This window comes from Streptomyces sp. GSL17-111 (assembly GCF_037911585.1).
Lineage (GTDB): Bacteria > Actinomycetota > Actinomycetes > Streptomycetales > Streptomycetaceae > Streptomyces.
Genome location: NZ_JBAJNS010000001.1, coordinates 5,237,119 through 5,262,166, shown reverse-complemented (window position 1 = coordinate 5,262,166; position 25,048 = coordinate 5,237,119). Strand labels below are relative to the sequence as shown.

Genomic DNA, 25,048 nt, shown 5'->3' with positions numbered 1-25,048 from the left:
GGGTCGCGATCACCTGCTGCCGTTGGGGGAGGCGGGGGAGAGCGTCGCCGGGAAGAGGCTGCCCGGGAAGTCCTGCCGGCGCAGGAGCGGGGTGAGGGTACGGGCGATCCGCCCGAGGTTGTCGTTGTGCGCGATGGTGTGGTGGTCGGCCGTCATCTCGTGGATGGTGAGCAGGTCACCGACGTGTTCGGCGAAGCCGTTGGACCGGTCGTCGCTGGTGCGCGGCACGGCGGGCAGGCCGTTGTCGTTGCCCGGCGCGAGGAAGCCCTGGGTGGCGTGGAAGAGGGTGGTGGGGACCGGACTCTGCAGCGGCTCGGGCCGGTACTCCTGGAGGAGGTCGCCGTTGCGGAGCATGACCTCGTGCCGCACGAGGACCTGCCGCTTGATCACCTCGGGGTCGGGGCGCGCGGCGGAGCGCTCGTTGATGTGCCGGGCCACCACGTCGAGTTGCCCGTCCAGCTCCAGCCCGGCCAGGGAGTCGAGGGTGATCTGCTCGGCGACGCCCCAGCGCTGGCACATCGCGTTCCCCAGCATCACCAGGGAGAACGCCTCGGCCTCGACGGCGGTCACCGTCCCCCAGTCCACGCTGTCCCACGCCTCGGTGCCCGGCATGATCGGGTCGATGGCGATCAGGTGGGTGACCTCCTCCCCGGCGCACTGGAGCTGCCGGGCCATCTCGTAGGCGAGCACCCCGCCGAAGGAGCACCCTCCGAGCAGGAAGGGCTCGCCGGGGAACTGCTCACGCAGCTCCCGCACGTAGTGGCCGGCCATCTCCTTGACGGAGGCGTAGGCGTGGGGACGGGCCGCCGTGGGTCCCACGCCGAGCTGCTCCAGTCCGACGACGGGCTTGCGGGCGCCGAGGTGGCGGGAGAGGTAGATGGCGTAGCTGACCTCCCCGTACAGGTTGTGGGCCCAGATCGACCGCCGGTCGGCGCCGTGCCGGTTGATGGACACGACGGGCGAGGGTTCCTCCCGGGCGGTGGCCAGCGAGGGGCGGCGGGCACGCGAACGGGCGGTCTCCGCCGCGCCGTGGGGTGAGGCCAGCCGCCACGGTTCGACGTCCAGCTCGTGGACCACCGGCGGCGGAGCGATCCAGCGGTCGTAGCCACCCGTCGGCACCCGCACGCCCCGGACGGCGCGGACCACGCCGGCGGACCCCAGCCCGCTCACCGGACGGGCGTGGTACGCCTGGGCGGACCGCACCAGGGCCTCGCGCCAGCGCACGGCCGTGGACACCCAGTGGTGCAGCCGCTCGCGGTCCATGGGGGCGTGGGCGGCCAGCCCCCGGACGGCGTCGGCCACCCGTTCCCGGGCCTCCTCGGACTTCCCTGGCTCCTGGTCCTGCGGCCGGACGGGCCGGTCGGGGGCGCCCCACACGGCGGCGAACACGTCGGTGACCTCGGCGACGGACGCGGCCGGGGTCTCGCGGGCGAACCCGAGGCCGGGTTCGGGGGTGCCAAGGAGCAGGAGTTCGGCGACCTCCACGCCCCGGTCCTGGAGCCGGCGCGCGGTCTCGGCGGCGACGAGCCCGGCCAGTCCGTGGCCGACGACCCGGCAGCCCCCTCCCGCGTGCCGCCGGGCGATGGCCTCGGCGCAGCGGTCGGCCAGGATGTCGATGCCCTCGACCGGAGCCGCTCCCGTCGCGAAGCCCGGCGCCTCCAATCCCCACACGGGCCCGGCCTCGGCGAGGTGGTCGCGCAGGTGGAGGAGCCAGCTCAGCTCCCCGGTGTCGCCGAAGAGGCAGTAGGCGGGCGTCCCGCCGTCGCCCTCCGCGAACGGGACGAGGCCCACCGGGTCGGGTTCCGCCGCCGGGGGCGCTTCGGCGGACGGGGACTCCCCCGGTGTCTCGTCGGCCGGGGGCACGGCGTCGGGCAGGACGTAGGAAGCGTCGAGGTGGGTCGTCAGCCGGTCGATGGTGGGGTGTTCGAGGATGGCGGCCATCGGGATGTGGTCGCCGTAGCGGGCCTGGATGGTCTGCATGATCCGCATGGCACCGATGGAGTCCACCCCGTAGCTCGCGAACTCCCGTGCGGGCTCGACCTCGTGGGCGGGGATGCCGATGCCGTCGGCGACGGCGTCGAGCACGTGCCGACGCAGCCGGGCCAGCCGGTCGTCGTCGGGGCCCGCCCCGGCGGGTTCACCGGCTGCGGCCGGTTCCGGTACCGGGGTGCCGCGCCGGGGGGCCTCGGCGGGGCGGGGCCCGGACGGCGGGACGGGCGGGCCGACGGCCGGACGGCGAACGGGGGCGGGAGCCGAAGCGGGAGCCGGAGCCGGGGCGGGAGCCGGAGCCGGGGCGGGAGCCGGAGCCTGCGCCGGCTCGGGCCGGGGGCGCGCGTCGGCTTCGGCGGGACGCTCGGCGGCACGGCGCGGCCGGGCCGGCGGCAGCCAGTGGCTCTCGGGGGCGAACGGGTAGGTCGGCAGGGACAGCCGGGCACCGCGTCGCGCGGGCTCGAGCGTCCGCCAGTCGACGTCGGCGCCCGCCACCCACAGTTCGGCGAGCCGCTCGAGGTCGCCCCCGCGCGCCCGGTCCAGGGCATGGGCGATGTCCTTGGCGTCCCGGGCGTCCTGGGCGTCCGGGCGACGGCCGGGGCGGGGCGGGGCGGAGTCGGTGACGTGCAACCGGTGGTCGTCCCCGCCGTCCAGGTGGGTGCGCAGGACCTCCGCCAGTTCGGTCAGGGTCGAGGCCGCGACGGCCAGCCGCACCGGCAGCGCGGTGCGTCCGACCTGGAGGGTGTGGGCGACGTCGGCGGCGGACGTCCGCCCGAGCGAGCCGTCCGCCGCACGCCGGGCCACCCAGGCGTGGAGGCGCTGCGCGTACGCGCGCAGCCGCTCAGGGTCGCGGGCGCTGAGCACGTAGAGCCGGGGCCGCCCGGCCTCCTCCGGTCCGCGCTCCTCCGGTCCGGGCTCCGCGCCGGGACGGTCCGGGGCCTCCTCGACGACCAGGTGCGCGTTGGTGCCACCGAAGCCGAAGGAGCTGAGCCCCGCCCGCCGGGGCAGGGCACGGCCGGTGGCCGCGTCGGTGCGGAGCGGCCACGGCCGTGCGGTGGTGACGAGGTGGAAGGGCGAGCCCGCCAGCTCGATGCGCGGGTTCACCTGCCGGAGGTGGAGCGAGGGCGCCAGCATGCCGTGCCGCAACTGGAGGAGGACCTTGACCAGCCCGGCGATGCCGGCGGCCGTCTCCAGGTGCCCGATGTTGGTCTTCACCGTGCCGAGCCCGCAGTACTGCTCGGGCGCGGCCGACCCGAAGGCGCCGCGCAGCCCGGTCACCTCGATGGGGTCGCCGAGGGCGGTGCCGGTGCCGTGGGCCTCCACGTAGCCGATCGTTTCGGGTGCGACGCCCGCCCGTTGCTGCGCCCGGGTGATGACCTCGGACTGGGCGGCGGGGTTCGGCGCCGTCAGCGAGGCGGCCCGGCCCCCGTGGTTGGTCGCGGTCCCGGTGATGAGGCCGTGGATGTGGTCACCGTCGGCCCGGGCCCTGCTGAGCGGCTTGAGCAGGACGGCCCCGACGCCCTCCCCGCGCACGTAGCCGTCCGCCCGGTCGTCGAAGGTCTTGCAGCGGCCGTCGGGGGCGAGCATCCCCGAGCGGGTGAAGGCGTCGAAGCCCGTCGGTCCGACGATGACGTTGACGCCCCCGGCGACGGCCAGGTCGCACTCCCCGGCCCGGATGGCCTGGACGGCGCGGTGCACGGCCACGAGCGAGCTGGAGCAGGCGGTGTCGACCGGTTCGCTCGGACCGCGCAGGTCCAGCAGGAACGAGACGCGGTTGGCGAGAACGCTGTGGTCGTTGCCGGTCATCAGCTGACCGTCGATGTCGGCGCCCCGCTCGCGGGCGAGTTCGCCGTACTCGGAGGAGGCGACGCCCACGTACAGCCCGCAGGAGGACCCGGCCAGGTCCGTGGGGTCGTAGCCGGCCTCCTCGATGGCCGACCACACCGCCTGGAGGAAGAGCCGCTGCTGGGGGTCCATGACGCGGGCCTCGCGCGGGGTGATCTGGAAGAAACCGGCGTCGAAGCGGTCGACGCCGTCGAGGAAGCCGCCCCAGGGGCCGGGCTCACCGGTCTCCGCCTCCTCCGTCGCCCCGAAACGGTCGGCGGGGGCCCGGGTGATGAGGTCGTGCCCGGAGACCAGGTGCTCCCAGAACGCGTCCACGTCACTCGATCCGGGGAACGCGCCCGCCATTCCGACGACCGCGATGGGGTCGGGCGTGGATCCGGCGGGCGCGGGCGGGGCCGTCGGTGCCGGGGCCGGGGCCGGCGTGCCGGGGGGCTCGGGCGCGGGGGGCGCCGCCGGTCGGGGGCTTGGCGGCCGCGCGGCGGCCGGGGCCGGGGGTTCCGGGGACGGCGGTTCCGGGGACGGGGCTTCGCGGGTCTCGGCGACCAGGTGCGCCACGAGGGAGGCGAGGTCACGGAAGCCGTAGAGCAGCATCGGGCTCAGCTCGGTGGCGAACCGGTCGGAGAGGCGGTCGGCGAGCTGCACCATGGTGATCGAGTCGAAGCCGAAGTCGCTCAGGTGGTCGCCGGGATCGATGTCGGCGGGGGCGACGCCGAGCAGCCCGCAGATGACGTTGATCACCACGGCCTCCACGGACTCCACGGCCTTCGCGTCCGGGGCGTCCGGGGCCGTCGGGGCGGCGCCAGGTCCGGGGGCGTGCGGGCCCTCCTCGGCCGGCAGGGGTGTGGTCACGGCGGGCTCCTCGGTCTCGCGCACGGGGGTGTGCGGCTGCTCGGGCTCGGCGGGCGGGGTCGCTTCGGGGCGTTCCAGCCAGTAGCGGGCGTGGGCGAAGGGGTAGTGCGGCAGATCGACGACGTCTCCCGGCCTGCCGCCCCGGTCGGGCGCCTCGTCCGAGGCGACGCCCTCGGTCCAGGCGCGGCCGAGTGCCAGCAGCGTGTCCTCGGTGGCCCGTGCCGGGGGCGCGGGCAGGAACCCGCCGCGCTGGTCGGCCGGGCGGGCCCGCCCGGTCAGGCATCGGCGGTCCTCGCGCCCCGAGGCGTGGGCGTCGAGCACCTCGGCCGCTTCCGCCACGCCGCGCACCACGACCACCAGGCGTGCGGCCAGGGGTTCGCGCCCGACCCGGAGCGTGTGCACGACGTCCGCGAGCGGGAGCCGGGCTCCGGGCCCCCGCAGGTGGTCGGCGAGCCTGCGGGCCGCGGCGCGCAGCCGGTCGGGCCGGCGGGCGGAGAGCGGCAGGAGCATCGGCTCCCCGGTGTCGTCCGGCCGGGGGGACGCCGTCCGGTCCGGTGCCTCCTCAAGGATGACGTGGGCGTTCGCGCCCCCGGCCCCGAAGGAGCTGACGGCGGCGCGACGCGGTGTGCCGTCCGCCGCCCGCTCCCAGGGGACGGGTTCGCGGACGACCCGGAAGCCGTCCGGCGCGGCGGGTGCGCCGCTGCCCGGCGTGGGGGCGAGCGTCGAGTGGCGCAGCTGGAGGAGGACCTTGGTCAGCTGCAGCAGGCCCGAGGCCGCCTCCAGGTGGCCGGTGTTGGGCTTGACGGAGCCGACGTCGAGCCGCCGTCGGCCGTCCAGACCGTAGGCGCGGCGCAGCGCGGCCAGCTCCACCGGGTCGCCGACCGGTGAGCCCGTCGCCTGGGCCTCGACGTACTGGACGGAGTCCGGCTCCACGCCCGCGGCGTGCAGCGCCCGGCGGATCACCGCGACCTGGGCCGTCGTGCTGGGCACGCCGTAGCCGTCGGAGGGGCCGTCGGCGTTGAGGGCGGAGCCGAGGACGCAGGCGTGCACCCGGTCGCCGTCGCGCAGGGCGTCCGAGAGGCGCTTGAGGACGAGCGCGCCGACGCCCTCCCCGGTGACGATGCCGTTCGCCCCGGGGTCGAAGGCCCGGCTGTGACCGTCCTCCGAGAGCATGCCGGAGGCCGCCAGGGCCGTGTGGTGGCTGGGGTGCAGGATGAGGTTGACGCCGCCGACCACGGCCGCCGAGCACTCCCGCTGACGCAGGCTCACCGAGGCCAGGTGCAGGGCGGTCAGCGCCGACGAGCACGCGGTGTCCACCGCCATGCTGGGGCCGGTGAAGCCGAAGGTGTGGGAGATCCGGTTGGCGACGGACCAGGCCGAGGCGGCCGGGACGGGACGGTGGCCCCGGCCCCACTGCTCCGCCGCGAGGAGCTGGTACTGGTGGTGCATCACACCGGCGAAGACCCCGACGCCGGGGGCGCCGGGCGTGGTGGCCGCCCGCAGGGCGGAGGGGGGCAGGGCGGCGTCCTCCAGCGCTTCCCAGGTGACTTCGAGCAGCAGGCGTTCGGCCGGGTCCATACGTTCCGCCTCGCGGGGCGAGACGCGGAAGAGGAGGGGGTCGAACCGGTCCACGCCGTCGAGAAAGCCGCCCCAGCGCTGCGCGTCGCGCTCCGGTGCCACCCCCTCGGGGCCCGCGTGCTCGGCCAGGTCCCACCTGCTCGGGGGCACCTCGCCGACGGTGCGCCGTCCTGCGCGCAGCCCGGCCCAGAGGGTGGCGAGGTCCGCCGCTCCGGGGTAGCGGCCCGCGACGCCGACCACGGCGATCGGCTCGTCCGCCCGGCGGGCGGCGGCGGGTCGGGGGGCGGCGGCGGGTCGGGGGGCGGGCTCGTCCGGTGCGGGGTCCTGCTGGCGGGCGGCCGGGTCCTGCGGGCGGGGAGCGGGCTCCGGGGCGTCGGCGGGGGCGCCGGCGTCGGCCGGCGGGCCGCCCGTCCCGGCGGCTTCCGCCGCCGCGTCCGGCCAGCGCCGGGCCAGCGCCGGGCCCATCGCTTCCACGAGCCCCTCGGCGACCGAGCGGACGGACGGGCGGTCGACGAGCAGACCCTTCGGTACCGGGCCGAGGTCCCGCTCCAGCCGTTCGACCGCTTCCATGGTGGTGAGGGAGTCGCTGCCGTAGGAGGTGAGCGGGGCGCCGGGGTCCAGCTCCTCGCTGTCGAGCCTGAGCAGTTCCGTGTAGAGGCGGGTGAGGTGCTCCACGGCACGCTCCACGAGCGGGTGCTGGGCGACCTCCCGTTCCCGCGCGGCGGCCCGGGGTTCCGGGCCGGCCGGTGTCGGGTCCTGACGGGGGGTCGGCCCGTCGTGGCGGTCGCGCCCGGCGGGCCCGGTCGCAGGGACGGGCGCGGTGCGCTCCCGCCAGGCTCCCCGCTCGGCGACCAGGAGGTGCTGGCCCGCGCGGTGGTCCGACCAGCCGTCGACGGCGAACCGGCGGACGCCGCGCAGGCCCGCGTCGACGAGCAGCGCCGACCAGGCCCCCGGTCCGAGCAGCGGGGAGTGCGGCAGCCTCAGCTCGTGGTCCCGGGCGAGCCACCAGCCGTCCGTGAGGCCGAAGACGGGCGTGATGCCGTCCAGCACCCGGGTGGCCTCGTTGAGGACGAGTACCGCGCCCGGCCGCATGAGGGCGGCGACGTTGCGCAGCGTGCGCCGGATGTCGGCCGTGGCGTGCAGGACGTTCGTCGCGACGACCACGTCGTAGCGGTCGCCGCCGAAGCCCTGGGCGTGCAGGTCGCCCGCGATGTCGAGGACGCGGAAGGCGGCGTGGGGCCGCCCGGTGCCCAGCCGTTCGCCCGTGGCGCCCACCAGGGTCCCCGAGAGGTCCGTGACGTCCACGTGGAGCCGGTCGGCGTAGGCGTCCAGGGCCGCGAGCACCGGTTCGGTGGTCCCGCCGGTCCCCGCGCCGATCTCCAGGACGCGCACGGGGGCGCCGTCGGCTCCGTGGCCGGGTCGCAGCCGTTCGTGCACGGCGGTCCGGACGGCGCGGGCGCTGAGGGCGTTGAAGTGCCGCGTGCGCGGGTCGTCGTGGTAGAGGGCGGCCACCCGTCGGTCCGAGCCGCCGGGGAAGAGGACGTCCAGCCCCTCTCGCGCCCCGGTGAGGACCTCGGGCAGGGCGGCCACGCAGTCGTCGAGGAGTTCGAGCAGCGGCCGCACGTGGGGGAAGCGGCCCAGGAGCACGGCGCGGTCCGCCGCGAGGTCGCCGGGGGCGGTCGCCCCCGGCGTCTCGGGCGGCACCCGGAACGCCTCGCCGTCCGCGTCGAGGTGGCCGCCGTGGGTCAGGGCCGCGAGCAGCGCCTCGAACAGCCGATGGCGCTGCGGCACGACGCGGTGGCGCCGGGCGAGTTCCGCCGTCGTGAGCCGCTCCCCCGGCCTGCCGAGCCCACCCGGGGACGAGGTGAGGGCGGTCAGCACCGCCCGGCGAGCGTAGTCGTCCACGGCGTCGAGGTAGTCCCCGTCGTAGGGTTCGCCGCGCTCGGCGACCTCGGCGCGCAGCGCCGCGTCGAGCGCCGGGAGCAGGGACACGGCGGGGGGTTCGGCGTGGTGGACGGTCTCCGTGGCCACCGGCGTCACCTCGGCCAGGGCCGTCGAGGCCTTGAGCGGGACGATGTGGCCGTCTCCCCCGGCCAGGCCCTGCCGGAACGCGGTGACGCCCTCCTCGGCGGACAGGGGTGCCACGCCCCACCGCGCGAGCCGGGCGCGGTGCTCCCCGGTCGCCACGGCGCCCTCCTCGCCCCAGTACCCCCAGTCGAAGACGGTGACGGGCCAGTGCAGGCGGGCGGCCAGGTGGCGTCCGTAGGCGTCCTGGAACGTGGAACCGGCCGCGTAGTTGGACTGGCCCGGGTTTCCGGTGTGGGCGATGGCGGACGAGAACAGGGCCAGGAAGTCCAGCGGTTCGGTGCTGAGCGCGTCGCCGAGCGCCACGGTGCCGCGCACCTTCGGGTCGAGGGCCGCCCGGAACGTCGCCTCGTCGGCGGCGGCGATGGTGCGGTCGGCCAGCACGAACGCCGTGTGGATGACGCCGTCGACGCCGCCGAAGCGTTCGCGCATGTGGGTGACGGCCGACCGCAGGGCGTCGGGGTCGGTCACGTCGGCCCGCAGGTACGCGGCCTCGCCCCCGGCGCTGCGGAGGTCGGCGAGGACGGCGGGGTCCAGGTCCTCCTCCGCCCGGCGCCCGACGAGCAGCAGCCGGGCGCCGTGGACGGCGGACAGGTGGCGGCCGATGACCCGGCCGAGGCCGCCCGCCCCGCCGATCAGCAGGTAGCGGCCCTTCTCGCGCAGCGGCAGCCGCTCGGGCCCGGCCTCGGGGAGACGCGCGGGTTCGAGCCGCTTGACGAACCGGGCGCCCTCCCGCCAGGCGACCTCGGCGAAGGGCAGGCGTGCGGGCTCGGCGGCGACGTGGGCCAGCAGGTGCCCCCAGTCGCCCGACGCCGCCGCCCGCGCCAGGTCCGGGCCGGCCAGGTCCAGACAGACGGTGTCGAGGAAGGGCAGCTCGCGGGCGAGGGTGCGGGTCATGCCGTGCAGCGAGGCGGCGAACGGGTTGAGGGTCGGCACCAGGGGGTCGACCTGCTGGCTGTCGCTGGTGAGGACGACGAGGCGGGTGCCGCGCGGGCGCACCTCGGTCAGGGCCCGGGCCAGGTGGAACAGGGCCAGGCAGCCGCGGCGCTGGGCGTCCTCCAGGTGGTCGAGGTCGGTGGGCGAGTAGCGCCGGTCCTCCACCCCGCCGAGGAAGTACACGGTCGCGGGTTCCCCGGCGTCGGGCAGGACGCGGGCGTAGTCGGCGGGCGTGCGCAGGCCGGTGAGGTCGAGGAGCCGGGCCCGGTCGCCGTGGTGGGCCGTCAGCGCGGCGCCGAGTCCGTGGTCGTGCCCGCCGGAGAGGACGAGGACGGGCCCCCGGTGGCTCAGGTCGCCCGGCGGGGCGGGCGGGTCCACGCGCCAGACGGGCCGGTAGTAGGGGACGGGCTCCGCCGCCCGTGCGGGGCGCACCACGGTGAGTCCGGTGAAGCGCACCAGGGCGCGGCCCCCGGCATCGCACAGGGTGACGTCGCAGCGCACGGTGGACCGGTCGGGGTCGGCCGAGACCAGGCGGGCATGGGCGAAGCGCGCGGTGTGCGGCCGCTCCCACAGGTCGATCCGCTCGATCGAGGCGGGGCGGGTGGGCGGCTCCTCGACCTCGGACAGAGCGCCGTGGAGGGTGTGCAGGGCGGCGTCGGTCACGCCCGGTTCGAGCCACCAGCCGGTGCGGGCGGCCTCCGGTGGGGAGGCCAGCTCGGCGAGCGCCTCCCGCTCCCCGTGGTGGAGGTGTTCGACGAGGCGGTAGGAGGGGCCGAAGCGCAGGCCGTCGTCCTCGGCCCGGCCGTAGAGGGTGGTGCCCGGGGACCGGCGGGGGCAGCGGGCGCGGATCGCGGCGAGGTCGAGGTGTTCGGCGGCCGGGGCGGTCGCGGTCGCCTCCTCCCGCGTCCCGGGCGCGGACGGATGGGCGGTGACCGTCGCGTGGACGACGGGCCGGTCACCGCCTTCGGCGCGGATCTCGACGAGGACGGCGTCCCCCTCCCGCACGGCCCGGACGGTGGGGGGCGTGCCGTCCACGACCAGCGGGGCGCGCAGCCGGACGGAGGACAGGGCGGTGATCGGCCGTCCGGTCAGCCGGTGGGCGGCGGCGCGGGCCAGCTCCAGGTGGGCGACCCCGGCGAGGACGGGACGCCCGTCGACCCGGTGGTCGGCGACGACCGGGTCCCCGGGCGCCAGGTCGACGGTGAACTCGGCGCCGTCCGGGGTGCGGGACGTCTCCGTCAGGGGCGGGGCGGTGCCGGGTGCGGCGCTCGGTCCCGGTGCGGCGCCGGGCTCCGCCGGGAGGACGGCGGGCCAGTGGGAGGGGCCGGCGAAGGGGTAGCCCGGCAGGGGGACGATCCGCGGCCGGGCGGGGTCCGCCGCCTCGGTGAGCGCCCGTTCGTCGATCGCGGCGCCCCGCACCCACAGTGCGGCGACCTCCTCCCAGCGGCGGGCGGCGCAGGCGTCCGCCGTCGTGGCGGGCCGTTCACCGCCCGGGCTCGCGGGGTCGGCGCGGCCGGTGAAGTCCGCCTCGCCCTCGGCGACGAACCGGTCCAGCTTCTCGCGCAGTTCGCCGACGGAGGCGACGACGAGTGCCAGCCGGTGTTCCAGCGCCTCGCGCCCCACGAGAAGGGTGTGGGCGATGTCGGCCAGGGTGCCGTCCGCGTTCGGGCCCGACAGGTGGTGGGCGAGCCGTCCGGCCATCGCCGTCAGCCGATCCGGGGTACGGGCCGACAGGACGACCAGCCGCGGGCGGTCGTCCTCGCGCTGGGACGCGGGAGCGGCCGGTACGTACTCCTCCAGCACCGCGTGGGCGTTGGCGCCGCCGGCGCCGAAGGAGCTCAGCGCGGCGCGCCGGGGCTGGCCGCCGGGGCCCGGCTCCCAGGGCGCGGCGGCCCGCTGGAGCCGGAACGGGGTGGCGGAGAGGTCGATCCGGGCGTTGGGCGGATCGCTGTGCAGCGTCGGGGCGAGGGTGCGGTGCCGCAGCTGGAGGAGGATCTTGGTCAGGCCGGCGATCCCGGCGGCGGCCTCGGCGTGGCCGATGTTGGCCTTCACCGACCCCAGGGCGCAGAACCGCCGGTCGGCGGTGTGGGCGGCGAAGGCCCGGGTCAGTCCCTCGATCTCGATGGGGTCGCCGAGTTCGGTCCCGGTGCCGTGGGCCTCGACGTAGCCGATGGTGCGCGGGTCGACACCGGCCCGGCGCAGCGCGGCCCCGATCACGGACGCGTGGCCCCGGGGTGAGGGGACGGTGTAGCCGTGCGTGCGTCCGCCGTGCCGGACGGCGGTGGACCGGATGACCGCGTGCACGTGGTCCCCGTCGGCCAGGGCGGCGCGCAGCGGCTTGAGGACGACGGCGCCGACGCCCTCGCCGGGCACGAAGCCGGACGCGCCCTCGCCGAACGGGCGGCAGACGCCGTCCGGTGCCATCATCCGCTGCTCCGAGAGCATGGCGAACTTCATCGGGTGGAGGTTGAGGTAGGCGCCTCCGGCGACGGCCATCCGGCACTCGCCGTGGCGCAGGCTCTCGCAGGCCAGGTGGAGCGCGGTCAGCGACGCCGAGCAGGCCGTGTCCACCACCAGGCTCGGGCCGTGCACGTCGAGGAGGTAGGAGAGGCGATTGGCGAGCGAGAACTCCATCGAGTAGGCGGAGACGGGGTTGCCCTTGCCCCACTCCTCGGCGGCGACCAGGTCGTAGGCCATGCCGGTGGTGCCGACGAACACGCCCACCGCGTTCTCGTCACCGTCCCGGGAGAGGCGGTGGAGGCGCGCCAGGGAGTATCCGGCGTTCTCGATCGCGGACCAGGCCACCTCCAGGAACAGGCGCTCGGCCGGGTCCATCCGGCGGGCCTCGCGCGGGGCCACGGAGAAGAAGAGCGAGTCGAAGTGGGAGACGTCGTCGAGGAAGCCGCCCCAGCGGGCGTAGCTGGAGCCCGGACGCCGGTCCCCGGCGTCGGCCCAGCGGTCCTTGTCCCAGCGGTCGGGCGGTATCTCCCGGATGGCGTCCCGGCCGTGCAGGAGGAGGTCCCACAAGGCGTCCGGGTCGGCGGCCCCGGGGTAGCGCCCGGCGAGTCCGACGATCGCGACGGCGTCGTCGGGGACCGGGGGCGCCGGGGTCGCCGGGGTCGACTGTGGCGTCGCCGCCGGAACCGGCGGGGCGGGCGTGGGCGCCGCCTCGGGTCGGGGCGCCGCCCCGGGCCCGGCGTCCGGGTCGGGGCTCGCGGGCCGTTCGGCGGCCTGGGCCTCGGGCGGCGCGGCGTCGGCCGACCGGCCGGTGAGGGCGCGCGCCGCGTCGGCGTGGTGCTCCACCAGGTACCGGGCGAGGTCGTCGACCGTGCGGTGGTCGAACAGCAGGGTGACGGGCAGGCCGCCGAACCGGTCCTCCAGGGCGACGGACAGCCGCTTGACCATCACCGAGTCGATGCCGAGGGCGGAGAACTCCTCGTCGCCCCGCAGGCGGCCGGGCGGGATCCGGGTCAGCTCGGAGACCAGGCCGAGCAGGTGGCGACGGGTCGCCTCGGCCACCTCCGACGGCGCGGGGGCCTTACCGTCGGGGCGGCGGTCCTCGGCGGCCCGCTCGGCGCGAGCGCCGTCGAGGCGCCGCCGCACGAAGGCGCCCGCACGCTCCGCGTCACCGTGGACGACGACCAGTTCGGGCGCCCCGGACCGCAGGGCGGCGGCCATCGCCCGCAGCCCGACCTCCGGTGGCATCTCCACCATGCCCTGGTGCTCGCGCACCGCCCGCCGGTCCGCCGCGCTCAACCGCATGCCGCCGCCGGACCACAGGGGCCAGCCGATGGAGACCGTCGTTCCGGCCCGCTGCCCCCGGGCGACCTGCGCGGCGCGGTGGGCGGCGAAGCCGCCGAGCGCCCGTCCGGCCGCCGCGTAGTCGCCCTGCCCGGGGTGGCCGACGTAGCCGACCATGGAGGAGAACAGCACGAAGTGGTCGAGGGGTTCGTCGCGGGTCGCCTCGTCCAGGTTGCGGGCGCCCAGCAGCTTCGGGGCCAGCACCCGGGCGTGCGTGCCGGGGGCCTTGTTGACGACGTACGCGTCCTCGTTGACGCCGGCGAGGTGCAGGACGCCCGTCACCGGGCCGAACTCCGCGCGGGCCAGTTCCACGGCGGCCCGGACGTCGGCGAGGCGGGTGACGTCGCCGCGCAGGTGCCGGACCCGGCCGCCGGCGCGCTCGATCCCGTCCAGGGCGGCCCGGCGTTCGGCGTCGAGCTCACCGCGTCCCAGCAGGACCAGGCGGGCGGAGGTGTGCCGGGCCAGCTGGGTGGCCAGGCCCAACCCGATGCCGCCCGCACCGCCGGAGAGCAGGAGGACGCCCCGCTCGGGAAGGTCGAGGTGCGCGGGGAGGGGCAGCGTCTCAGGGACCATCGTGCGCACCCAGCGGCCGTCGCCGTCGATCCGGGCCTCCGCCAGGGGCCGGTCCGACGCTCCGAGTTCGGCGAGGGCCGCACGGAGCGGGTCGTGGCCGTCGGCGACGGCGAGGGCGACCGGGCGCAGCCGTCCGTCCTCCTGCGCAGCGACGGAGCAGAACCCGCCCAGCGCGTCGGCGGCCTGCTCACGTGCGGGGCCGACGGCGACGCAGGCCAGCGTGATCCGCTCGGTGCCCGGTCGGCGGATGAGGGCCCGGGTCAGGGGGTACACGGCGTCCAGGCAGTGCTCGGGGTCGGCTCCGGTGACCAGCACCACGCTGCTCGGCGCCGGGTCCGTCCCGGAGAGCTCCTGCCACAGCCGGGCCCAGTCCTCGTCCCGGCCGGTGCCGATCCGGTGGTGGCCCGGGCCGGTGCGGCGCGGTTCGCCGTCCACGTCGCCGCCCGCGTCGGCGTCCGCGTCGGCGTCCGCGTCGGCGAGCACGACGGTGGCCGCCGCCGTCGTCGGCCAGCCGTGCTGCTCCCGGTGCCGGGCGGCGGCGCCGTCGAGGACGAGGAGCGTGCGGGCGGTGTCGACGGAGCCGTCCGGCGCCGCCGCCCCGCGCTGCCAGCCGGGCCGGAACCAGGCCAGCGTCCCGTCGCCGGGCGGGGACGGCTCGGCGTCCCGGGGCCCGGTCCGGAGCAACGCCTTCGCCTCGGCGACGGACAGCTCTCCGCGCCGCAGCCGTTCGAGGATGTTCCGCCTGGACTCCTGCGGGTTCACAGCACACCTTCCATCAACCGTTCGGCTTCCACGACCGAGATCCGTCCGCTCTCCAGTGCGCCGAGCAGGTCGGTCAGCCGCTCCTCCCCGTCGCGGTCCCCGGGTGCGGGGGTGCCGTCCAGGGGGTGCGCCCAGTACCGCGTCGCGGCGAAGGGGTAGGTCGGCAGGGGCACGCGGCGCGCGGCCCGCCACCCCCCGGCGGGGCTCCACGGTGCTCCCCCGTCGACCCAGCGCCGGGCGGCCTCGCGGAGGGCGGCCCGCTCCGGGTCGGGGGCCGGGTCGGACGCGGCGGCCGGGGGTGCGCCGAGCACGTCCGGATCGGGGGTGCCCGCCGTGTACCGGTGCAGGGAGGCCGCCAGCTCCTCCTCCGTCGCGGCCAGGACCGCCAGGCGGTGCGGCATCGCGTCGCGGCCCACCCACAGGGTGTGCGCCAGGTCCCGTAGGGACGGCCGCTCCTCCGCCGCAGGACCGGTGCGCCGCTCCGCCAGGAAGGCGTGGAGCTGCCGGGCCTGGTCCCGGAGCCCTTCGGCCGTCCGGGCCGACAGCGGCACGATCCAGGGGCCGTCCGGCGCCCGGTCCCCGGCCGTCCGGGGGTCGACGAACTCCTCCAGCAGCACGTGGGCGTTGGTGCCGCCGAGTCCGAAGGCGCTCACGCCCGCGCGGCGCGGGACGCCGTCCTCGGTGGTCCACGGAGTGAGGCGGTCGACGACGAAGAACGGGCTGTCGTCGAGGTCGAGCAGGGGGTTCGGTTCGGTGTAGTGCAGCGTGGGCGGGAGCTGCCGGTGCCGCAGCGCCAGCACGGTCTTGACCACGCCCGTCAGCCCGGCGGCGGCCTCGGTGTGCCCCACGTTGGACTTGACGGTGCCCAGGCCGCACCACGGCGTGTGGTCGCCGGGACCGGCGGCGCCGTCCGACCCGGTGAAGGCCCGGCGCAGGCCCCGGACCTCGATCGGGTCCCCCACCTCCGTCCCGGTGCCGTGGGCCTCGATGTAGCTGATGGTGCGGGGGTCGACCCCGGCGTCCCGGTGGACGGAGGAGATCAGCTCCGCCTGGGCCGCGGGGTTGGGCATCATGAGCGAGTCCATGTGACCGCCCCCGCCGTGCGACACGCCGCTGCCGCGTACCAGGGCGTACACCGTGTCGCCGTCGGCGAGCGCCCGGGAGAGCGGCTTGACCAGCACCGCGACCGAGGCCTCGCCGCGCACCATGCCGTTGGCCCGCCGATCGAACGCGGCGCACCGGCCGTCGGGCGACATGATGCCCAACTGGCCCAGGGCGACGAAGAGGTCGGCCGTGAGGAACAGGTGCACGCCGCCGACCAGGGCCGCGTCGCACTCGCCGCCCCGCACCGCACGGACCGCGCGGTGCAGCGCCGTCAGCGAGCTGGAGCAGGCGGTGTCGACCGCTTCGCTCGGCCCGCGCAGGTCGAGCTGGTAGGAGACCCGGTTGGCGATGAGACAGTGCCCGTTGCCGCTGACGACGTGCCCCTCGCGGTGGCGGCCGGCCCGGTGGAGGGCCCAGTCGTAGTCGTGGGAGGTGGCCCCGATGAAGACGCCGGTGCGGGTGCCGCGCAGGTCGGCGGGGCGATGACCGGCGTCCTCCACCGCCTTCCAGGCCGTCTCCAGCATCATGCGCTGCTGCGGGTCCATGAGTTCGGCCTCCATCGGCGTCATGCCGAAGAAGTCCGCGTCGAAGCGGTCGACGCCCTCGATGAAGGAGCCCCAGCGGCTGTTGACCGTGCCGGGCGAACGGTGCGGGTCACCGAACACCTCACGCCAGTCGAAACGTTCGGCCGGGATCTCCTCCACCAGGTGAACGCCGTCCCGCAGGTGCCGCCACCAGGTCCGGACGTCGGGCGAGCGGGCGAAGCGGCCCGCCAGTCCGACGATGGCCACGGGGTCGTCCTCGGCCCCGCCGCCCGCGCGGGCCGGGGCCGGCTGCGGCCGGGCGGGGGCCCGGGTGCCGTCCGGTGCGGCCGACGTCGGGGCCGGAACGGACACCTCCCGACCGCTCAGGTCGGACGGCTCGGCGGTGGGACCGGACGGCTCGGCGGTGGGACCGGACGGCTCGGCCGTGGCGGCGGGGCGCTCCTCGGGCGGCCCGGTGCGGCTGGGCGCGGGAGCGTGCTCCACGAGGTAGCGGGCCAGCGAGGCGAGGGTGGGGTGTTCGAACAGCAGCACCTTCGGCAGCTTCCCGAACTCCGGCTCCAGGCTCCGGATGAGCTGGATGGCGCTGAGGGAGTCCATGCCGTAGCTGTCGAAGGGGGCGTCGGGGGTCACGGCCTCCTCGGCGAGGCCGAAGAACCGTGCGAAGACGGTCCGCAGCCGCTCGGTGACCTCCTCGGGGCCGGCCGTCACCGGCTCGGCGGGGGCGGCCGGGGCGGGCGCGGGGGCCGGGACCACCTCGGGCACGGGGTCAGGGGCCACCTCGGGCACGGGGGCCGCGAGGACCGGCTCCGGACGGGCGGCCGGCGCGGCGGGGACCCGGCTGACGAGGACGGCGTTGTCGAACTCGTCCTCGGCCAGGTCGGGCGCGCCCAGCGCCCAGGTGCGCTCGAAGCCCTGTTCCCGCAGGGCCCGACGCCAGCCGGCCACGTCGAGGAACGGGGAGTCGGGCAGCCGGACGCCGGGGTCCACGCTGGACCAGTAGCCGGGCAGCGGTCCGATCATCGCGGTCATGCAGTCGCGGTTGCGGACGAGTTCCTCCAGGACCACGATGCCGCCCGGAGCGAGGAGGCGGCGGACGCGTCCCAGGCTGCCCGCCATGCTGCGGGTGGCGTGCACGGAGTTGGCGGCGATCACCACGTCCACGCCCGACGCCTCGAAGCCCTGCTCCTCGGGGTCGCGGTCCAGGTCGAGCACGCGGCACTCGAAGGAGACGGGGGTGTCGGCGAAGCGCTTGCGGGCGGCGGGCAGGAAGGCGGGCGAGACGTCGGAGAACACGTAGTGCACGCCGTCCCCGTGGTCGGCCAGGGCCTCCAGCAGCCGCCGGGTGGTGCCCCCGGTCCCGCCGCCGATCTCCAGCAGGCGCACCGGCTCCTCGGGCCTGCGCTCGCGCAGGGACCGCACCTGCTCGGCGACCAGCCGGGCGACGATCTCGTTGTGGTGGTCCGCGACGGCGTTGCCGTCGTAGATGCGGAGCAGCAGGTCGGGGTGGTCCGGGGCGAAGAAGACCTCCAGCGCGTCCGCCTCACCAGCGAGGAACTCGGGCAGCCGGGGCAGGCACACCTTGATCAGGTCGATCCAGGGCGCCAGTTCGGGATGGTCGGCGGCCAGGGCGTCGGCCTCCTCGACCAGGCGCGCCTGCGCCGCCGGACCCCCGGTGCGGGCGCCGGGCTCGGCGGGTGCCCGGGCGATCAGGGCGGCGAGGGCGTCGGCCAGCCTCCCGTACCGCTCCTCGTCGGCGAGACGGCTCCGGAGCTCCTCGGCGGTGGGCGGGGTGTCCCGGCCGCCGCCGAGCAGCTGCCGGCACCAGCGCCGCAGCAGGTCGTCGACGCGGTCCATGCCGGCAGCCGCGCGGCGCCCGGAGAACGGGCTCCGGGCGACGAGGCGTTCGACGGCGCGGACGGCCGACGCGGTGTCGTCCGCCGGCTCGGCGCGGTGCGCCGGGAGGGCGTCGCCCGGGACGGGGGCGTCCTGCTCCGGGGGTGTGGTGGCCGAGGCCGGGGTGGCCGGGGGCGGGGCGTCCGGGGCCGGGGCGAACCAGTAGGTGCGACCGGCGAAGGGGTAGACCGGCAGGGGCACACGGGGCGGCTGCGGGCCGGGGGCCGGAAGGTCCGCCGACCCGCCGCGCACCCAGTCCTCGGCGGCGGTCCGCGCCTCGGCCGCCGCCGGGTCGCCGAGATCCACCGCCCGGCCGCCGATCCGCGGGGCGGCGAGGCAGTGCTCCAGCCCGGCCAGGAGCCGCGCCCGCGTCTCGGCGACGACGGCGGCGCGGAAGGGCAGCGCCTCGCGGCCCGTCCGCAGGGTGGCGGCGACCTGGTCGAGCCGCAGTCGGGGGCGTTCCCGCAGGAACTCCAGGTGGTCGGCGAGGCGTGCGCGCAGCGCGTCCTCGTTGTGGGCGGAGAAGGGGAAGACCAGCGGGCCCGGGACGACCGCGGGCACGTCGCGCGGAGGCGGCTCCTCCAGCACGGCGTGCGCGTAGGCACCGCCGAACCCGAACGAGCTGACGCCGGCCCGACGCGGCTCGTCCCCGACGCGGTCCCACGGCACCGGCTCGGTGTTGATGTAGAGCGGGCCGCCGTCCAGGGCGCACAGCGGGTTCGGGGTGGCGAAGGACGGCATCGCCGGGATCGTGCCGTGCCGCATGGACAGCAGGGTCTTGACCACGCCGACCAGCCCGGCGGCCCCCTCGGTGTGCCCCAGATGGCCCTTGGCCGAGCCCAGGGCGCAGAAGCCGGTCCGCGCGGTGTGCCGGCGCAGGGCGGCGACCGCGCCGTCGACCTCCACCGGGTCGCCCAGCGCCGTCCCCGTGCCGTGTGCTTCCAGGTAGGTGAGGGTGGCGGGGTCGATGCCCGCCTCGGACCAGGCGCGCAGGAGGAGGTCGGTCTGGCGGGCCGGGTTGGGGGCCGTGATCGACCCGGCCCGGCCTCCGTGGTTGACGGCCACCGCCCGGACGACTCCGTACACCGGGTCCCCGTCGGCCAGTGCCTGCTCCAGCGGCTTCACGAGCACCGCGGTGACGGCCTCCCCCGGCACGTAGCCGTCCGCCCGCGCGTCGAAGGCGTGGCAGCGCCCCGAGGGCGAGAGCGCGCCCAGCGCCGAACTGCGCAGGTAGTGCTGCGGACTGAGGATCAGGTTGGTGCCGGCGGCGAACGCCATGGCGCACTCCCCGCGACGCACGGCGCTCACGGCGAGGTGGAGGGCGTACAGCGAGGAGGAGCAGGCGGTGTCCACGACGCTGCTGGGTCCGGAGAGGTCGAAGACGTAGGAGGCCCGGTTGGCCGACATCGCCACCGAGGTGCCGGTGACGTCGTGGGCGCCCGGCGGGCGGCCCCGGACGAGCATCTCCAGATCGTAGTCGTTGAAGCAGCGGCCGACGAAGCATCCGGTGGACGAGCCCCGGAGCCGGGCGGCGACCCCGGCGTCCTCGGCGGTCTCGTACAGGACCTCCAGCAGCAGCCGTGTCTGCGGGTCCATGCCCTCGGCCTCGGCGCGGGGCACCCCGAAGAACTCGGCGTCGAAGCGGGCCACGTCGTCCAGGAACGCGCCGTGGCCGCAGTCGGTGCCGTGCGGGCGGGTGCCCGTGGGGTCGTGGTGGAGCCGGTGGTCCCACCGGTCGGCCGGGACCTCGCTCACCAGGTCGCGGCCGGCGAGGAGGTCGGCCCAGAACCCGTCCACGTCCCGGGAGCCGGGGAAGCGTCCCGCCATGCCGATGATCGCCACGGGCTGTTCGGCTCCGGAGCCGCCGGAGGACGTCGGCACCGCTCGGGCGGCGCGGCGCGGGGCCTCGGCGCCCGGTCCGGCGGAGGTGGGAGCGGGGACGGAGGCGGGGGCTGGGGCGGCCTCGGCGGAGGCGGTGGGCTCCGGCTCGGGCGTGGGCCCGGCGGACAGCCACGTCCGCACCTCCTGCCCGTACGCGTCCACCAGGTGTGCGGCGAGGGCCCCGATGTCGGGGTACCGGAAGAGCGCCGTGGGCGGCAGGTCCCGTCCCAGCTCCCGCGACAGGCCACGCACGAGTTCCACGACGTCCACCGACGTCAGCCCGAGCTCCAGGAACCCGCTGGCCCGGTGCGTGCTCCGCGCGGCTCCCGGGTCACGGTGGTCGAGCAGACGGGCGACGGCGGCGGTCAGGTACTCCTCCGTGCGGCTCAGGACCTCCGTCCGTCCGACTTCGGTCGCGGCCGGGTCGGCGGCTCGCGCGTCCCCGGTCGCTTCGGTCGCGCCGATGACGTCGAAGTGGCCGAGCAGCCGGGCGCGGTCGCCGTGGACCACCACGACCTGGGGCTCGTCGCGGCCGAGCACGGTGCGGAGCAGGGCCAGGGCGTCCGCGGTCTCCAGCGGGCTCGATCCGGTGCGGGCGAGGACCCGGTCCCGGACGGCCGCGTCGACGGACATGCCGCCGTCGCGCCACAGCGGCCAGTTGACGGCGGTGGTGCGCCCACGGCGTTCGCCCGCCCGGCGCCGTTCCTCCCGCCACACGGCGAAGGCGTCCAGGTGGCGGTTGGCCGCGCTGTAGTCGGTGGCGCCGGGGTTCCCCAGGACCGAGGCGACGGAGGAGAACATCAGGAAGTAGTCCAGGTCGGCGTCGGCCGTGGCCGCGTCCAGGTTGGCCGTGCCCCGCACCTTGGGGGCCAGGACGCGGGCGGCCGCCGCGCGGTCCTTGTTGACCAGGAGGGCGTCGTCCACGATCCCGGCACTGTGGATGACCCCGGTGAGCGGGCCCAGACGTGTGGTCACCTCGGTCAGGGCCCGCCGGAGGGCCGCGCCGTCGGCGAGATCCGCCCTGACGTACAGGGCCCGGGCGCCGAGGGCCTCGAGCTCGGCCACGGCGGCCTCCGTGGCGGCGTCGGGGGCGGAGCGCCCCAGCAACGCGAGGGAGACCCGGGCCGATTCGGCGAGCAGCCGTGCGGTGTGCCGGCCGAGGCCCCCGGCTCCCCCGGTGATGAGATACGTGCCGCCGTCCCGGGCGAGCGGTACCTGCGGGCGGGGGCCGGCGGGCGGTTCCGCCGGGAGGGCCGGAGCCGGGTCCAGCGGCTCGAAGGCCAGGACGGTCCGGCCGGTCCGGGTGTGCCGGACCTCGACGGGGGCGTCCGGGGCCGTCCGCGCGGCCACGGCCTCCGAGAGGAGCGTCGACACGTCCCGCGGTCCGGCGTCGAAGCGCACCGTGGTGACCGCCAGCCGGGGCTGTTCGAGCCGCACGCTGCGGGCGAGGCCCCCCACCGCCGCCTGCGCGGGCGACTCGCCGTCGGCCGTGTGGGCGTGCAGGACGGGCAGCGTGTCGGTGCGTCCCAGGAGCCAGGTGCGGCACAGCAGCAGCATCGAGAGCACGGCTCCGGCGTCGCCCGGCGGCGGGGACGCCTCCGCGCGCAGCCCCCACAGGTGCAGCAGCGCGTCGGGCTCCTCCCCCTCCTCGCGCAGGGCCGCCGCGAGGGCGCGGTAGTGCTCCTCCTCCCCCGGATCGATCTCGAAGCCGTCGGCGGAGGTGCGGGCGTAGGCCATCGCGGGGCGGACCTGCACGACGCGGCGGACGTGGGCGCGCAGGGCCTCCACCCGGCCGTCGTCGGTGTCGAGGACGACCAGCAGGGCGCGGGCGAACGCGTCGGGCCGGTGGGCGTCCGGCGGCAGCGCGCGGGCGTGCCAGCGGGGGGCGAGGACCAGGGTCCGCGCCGCGTTCACCGCCGGGGCCCCGGACGGCCGGGGGGAGCCGGAGCGGGCCGGTGGCGCCGGCTCGTCCAGCCAGTGCCGTTCCCGTGCGAAGGGGTAGGTGGGCAGCGGGACCCGGACGGCGGAGTCGTCGGACGGCCAGGCGGCGAGGGTGCCCGCCGCCCAGGCGGCGGCGAGCGCGTCCTCGCCCGCGGCCGCGTGGACGTCGTGGGGCGGCTCCCCGGCGACCGCCGCACCGGGGGCCACCCGGCCGCGGCGTGTCGGGCAGGCGGGCTCCTGACCGGTGGCCAGGGCCTCCAGACCCGAGGCCAGTTCACCGAGGTCCGCCGTGACGAGTGCGGCGCGGTGCTCCATCGGCCGACGGCCGTGCCGCAGGGTGTGCGCCACGTCGGCCAGGCGCAGCCCGGGGCAGTCCCGCAGGTGGGCGGCGAGCCGCTGGGCCAGCACGCGCAACCGCTCCGGGGTGCGGGCCGACACCGGCACGGCGAGCGGGCGGGGCGCCGTCGGCCCGAGGTCCCGCACGGGCTTGCGGTACTCCTCCACGATCAGGTGCACGTTCGCGCCCCCGGCGCCGAAGGCGCTCAGCGCGGCGCGACGGGGGGCCGGCCGGCCGGTGTCCGGCTCGACGGGCTCGGGCCAGTGCCGGGCGGTCCGGGGCAGGTAGAAGGGCGTTTGGTCCAGCCGCAGCGCGGGGTTGACCTCGCCGGTGTCCGGGCCGGGGGGAATGGTGCGGTGCCGCAGGGCCAGCAGCAGCTTCGTCAGCCCCGCCACCCCGGCGGCGGCCTCCAGGTGGCCGATGCTGCCCTTCACCGAGCCGACCGCGCAGTACTCGCGGTCCTCGGTGTGCGCGGCGTAGACGGACGAGAGGGCCTCGATCTCGATCTGGTCGCCCAGGGTGGTGCTCGACGCCTGGGCCTCGACGTAGCCGATCGTGCGGGGGGAGACGCCGGCGTCGGCCAGGGCGGCGGCCACCACCCGGGCCTGCGCTTCGGGGCTGGGGACGGAGTAGCCGCCGGTCCGGCCGCTGTGGCGCATTCCGGAGCCGCGGATGACGGCGTGGACGGGGTCACCGGAGGCGAGGGCGTCGGCCAGCGGACGCACGACCACGGCCCCGACGCCCTCACCGGGCACGTAGCCGTCGGCGTCCCGGGCGAACGGACGGCAGCGGCCGGTGGGCGAGAGCAGCCCCAGCCGGGCGAGCCGCAGGTACTTGTACGGATGGAGCGAGAGGTTGACGCCGCCGACCAGGGCGGCCCGGCACTCGCCGCGCCGGATGCTCTCCCCGGCCAGGTGCAGGGCGGTGAGGGCGGCCGAGCAGGCGGTGTCCACGGTCAGGCTCGGGCCCTGGAAGTCGAACGCGTACGACACCCGGTTGGCCAGGTCGGACGCCCAGGACCCGGCCGGGCCCGCGTCGGCGTGCTCGTGCAGGTGCTCCAGGCCGAGGAGTTGGTAGTCGTTCCACATCTGGCCCGCGAAGACGCCGACGCCGCCCCCGGTCTGGGCGGCCAGGCCCTCCGGCGTGTGACCGGCGTCCTCCAGGGCGGCCCAGGCCGTCTCCAGGAACAGCCGCTCGTGCGGGTCCATCAGCCGGGCCCGGTCGGCGGGGATGTGGAAGAAGCCGGCGTCGAACTCCGCCACGCCCTCGCAGAACGCGCCCCAGGGGCCGGGCCCGTCCGGGTCACCGCTGCTCGGAACGTGGTGGCGCCGGCGGTCCCAACGTTCGGCGGGGACCTCGGTGACGCAGTCGCGGCCCTCGGTCAGGACCTCCCACAGTTCGTCCGGGTTCCGCGCTCCCGGGTAGCGCCCGGCCAGGCCGACGATGGCCAGCGGCTCGTCCGCCGGGGCGGCGGAGGGACGGTGCGCGGCGCCGTCGGGTCCGGAGGTGTGGGTGGCGGCGGGCGGCGCGACGGGCACACGGGGTGGCGCGGCCGGGGCGGTCGGCGGGTGGGGCGCGGTCGGGGCGGGCTCCGGCGCGGGGGGTCCGTCCGTCTCCGCCCGTGGGCCGTGCTCCGCCGAGGCGGTGAGGGCCCTCTCGTGCCCCTGGTCGCGCAGGTGGTCGGCCAGCGCCCGCACGGTGGGGTACTCGAACAGCAGCGTGGGGTAGAGCGGGCTGCCGATGCGCTCCTCCAGCTCACCGGCGATGCCGAGCAGGTCGACCGACGTCAGTCCGTGGTCGTAGAAGCCCAGGTCGGGGTCGACGCTCCCGTGTGGCCGTCCCAACCGGGCGGCGACCAGCGCGCCGAGCGCGTCCAGCGCGTCCGGCGCGTCCGGTGCGTCCGGCGCGTCCGGCGCGTCGGAGGAGGGCGGGGGCGGTGCCGGGGGCGCGGGCACGGCGGCGGGCGCGGGGGCGGCCGGTGCGGAAGCCGTCGGTGCGGACGCGGCGTCCGGTGCATCGGGGGAGCCGAGTCGGCCGGTGATCAGCTCCGCCGACCGCACGCGCTTGGCCCGGAAGCCGAGGATCTCGGCGACGACGGTCCCGTCGGGCGAGCAGATGCGCAGGTCGGCGTCGAAGAGTTCCGCGTCCAGCCGGCCGCCGACCGGGCCGGGCACCTGCACGAGGTTCTCCGGGCCCACCCCGTGGGTGGCGTGGAAGCGGTCGATGTAGATGGGGATGAACGGGTGGTCCGCGCTGCGCCGTTCCGTCTCCCGGAACAGCAGCATCGGGACGAGGGTGGCGAAGTCGAGCACCGCCGGGTGGACGTGGAAGTGGTCCAGGTACGGCTCGGCCTCGGCGGCCAGACGCATCCGGGCCAGGGCCTCCCCCGCCGCGACGTGGACCGTCCCGGAGGCCTTCATGAAGCCCCGGTGGTCGATGTCGAGCCGCTCGCGGACGAAGCCGTACAGGTCCGCGACGTCGACGGTGTCCCGGGTGGTGTCGGTGAGGCCCGCCACGTCGACGCGGGGCCGGGCGGCCGCCGGGGCGGGGAGCGGGTGGAGTTCCGCCGTGCAGTTGACCTCCCAGTCGGCACGGGACGGGTCCCGGTCCCCCGGTCGGCTGCGGACGGTGACGGGCAGTCCGGGCCCCGGTGCGTCCTCGGCGACGACGACCTCGACCCGGCGGCCGTCCGGGGTGCCGAGGACGGGCGCGCGGAAGACGATCCGCCGCAGCTCCACGGTGGCCGGGTCGATCCCGGCGCGGCCGACCAGGCGCAGCACGAGATCGAGGAGGAACACCCCCGGGAGGACGGGGACGGTGTGCACCAGGTGGTCGCGGACCGCCTCGTCCTCGGCGTGCACGGTGGTCGCGGTGCGCCGTCCGGCGAGGGGGGCGAGCGGGTGCTCCGCGCGTGGGTTCTCCGCCATGG

The 25,048-nt window shown here is 77.0% G+C and carries 2 protein-coding genes; both read right to left on the bottom strand.

Translation table 11 applies throughout. From position 1 onward, the window contains the following. Positions 1-9: 9 nt before the first annotated feature. Positions 10-14,418 (bottom strand): SDR family NAD(P)-dependent oxidoreductase, encoded by a 14,409-nt coding sequence (locus V6D49_RS23250; protein WP_340562563.1) that lies wholly within the window; start codon positions 14,416-14,418, stop codon positions 10-12. Continuing rightward, entirely contained in the window at positions 14,415-25,046 is a 10,632-nt protein-coding gene (locus tag V6D49_RS23245; RefSeq protein WP_340562561.1) for an SDR family NAD(P)-dependent oxidoreductase, read from the bottom strand. Before V6D49_RS23245 ends, V6D49_RS23250 begins: the two co-directional genes overlap by 4 nt. Between the last annotated feature and the right edge of the window lie 2 nt (positions 25,047-25,048).

What these genes read in the sequence shown, in the direction of transcription:
- V6D49_RS23245 (WP_340562561.1), bottom strand. Translation starts at nt 25,046, where the DNA reads ATGGCGGAGAACCCACGCGCGGAGCACCCGCTCGCCCCCCTCGCCGGA.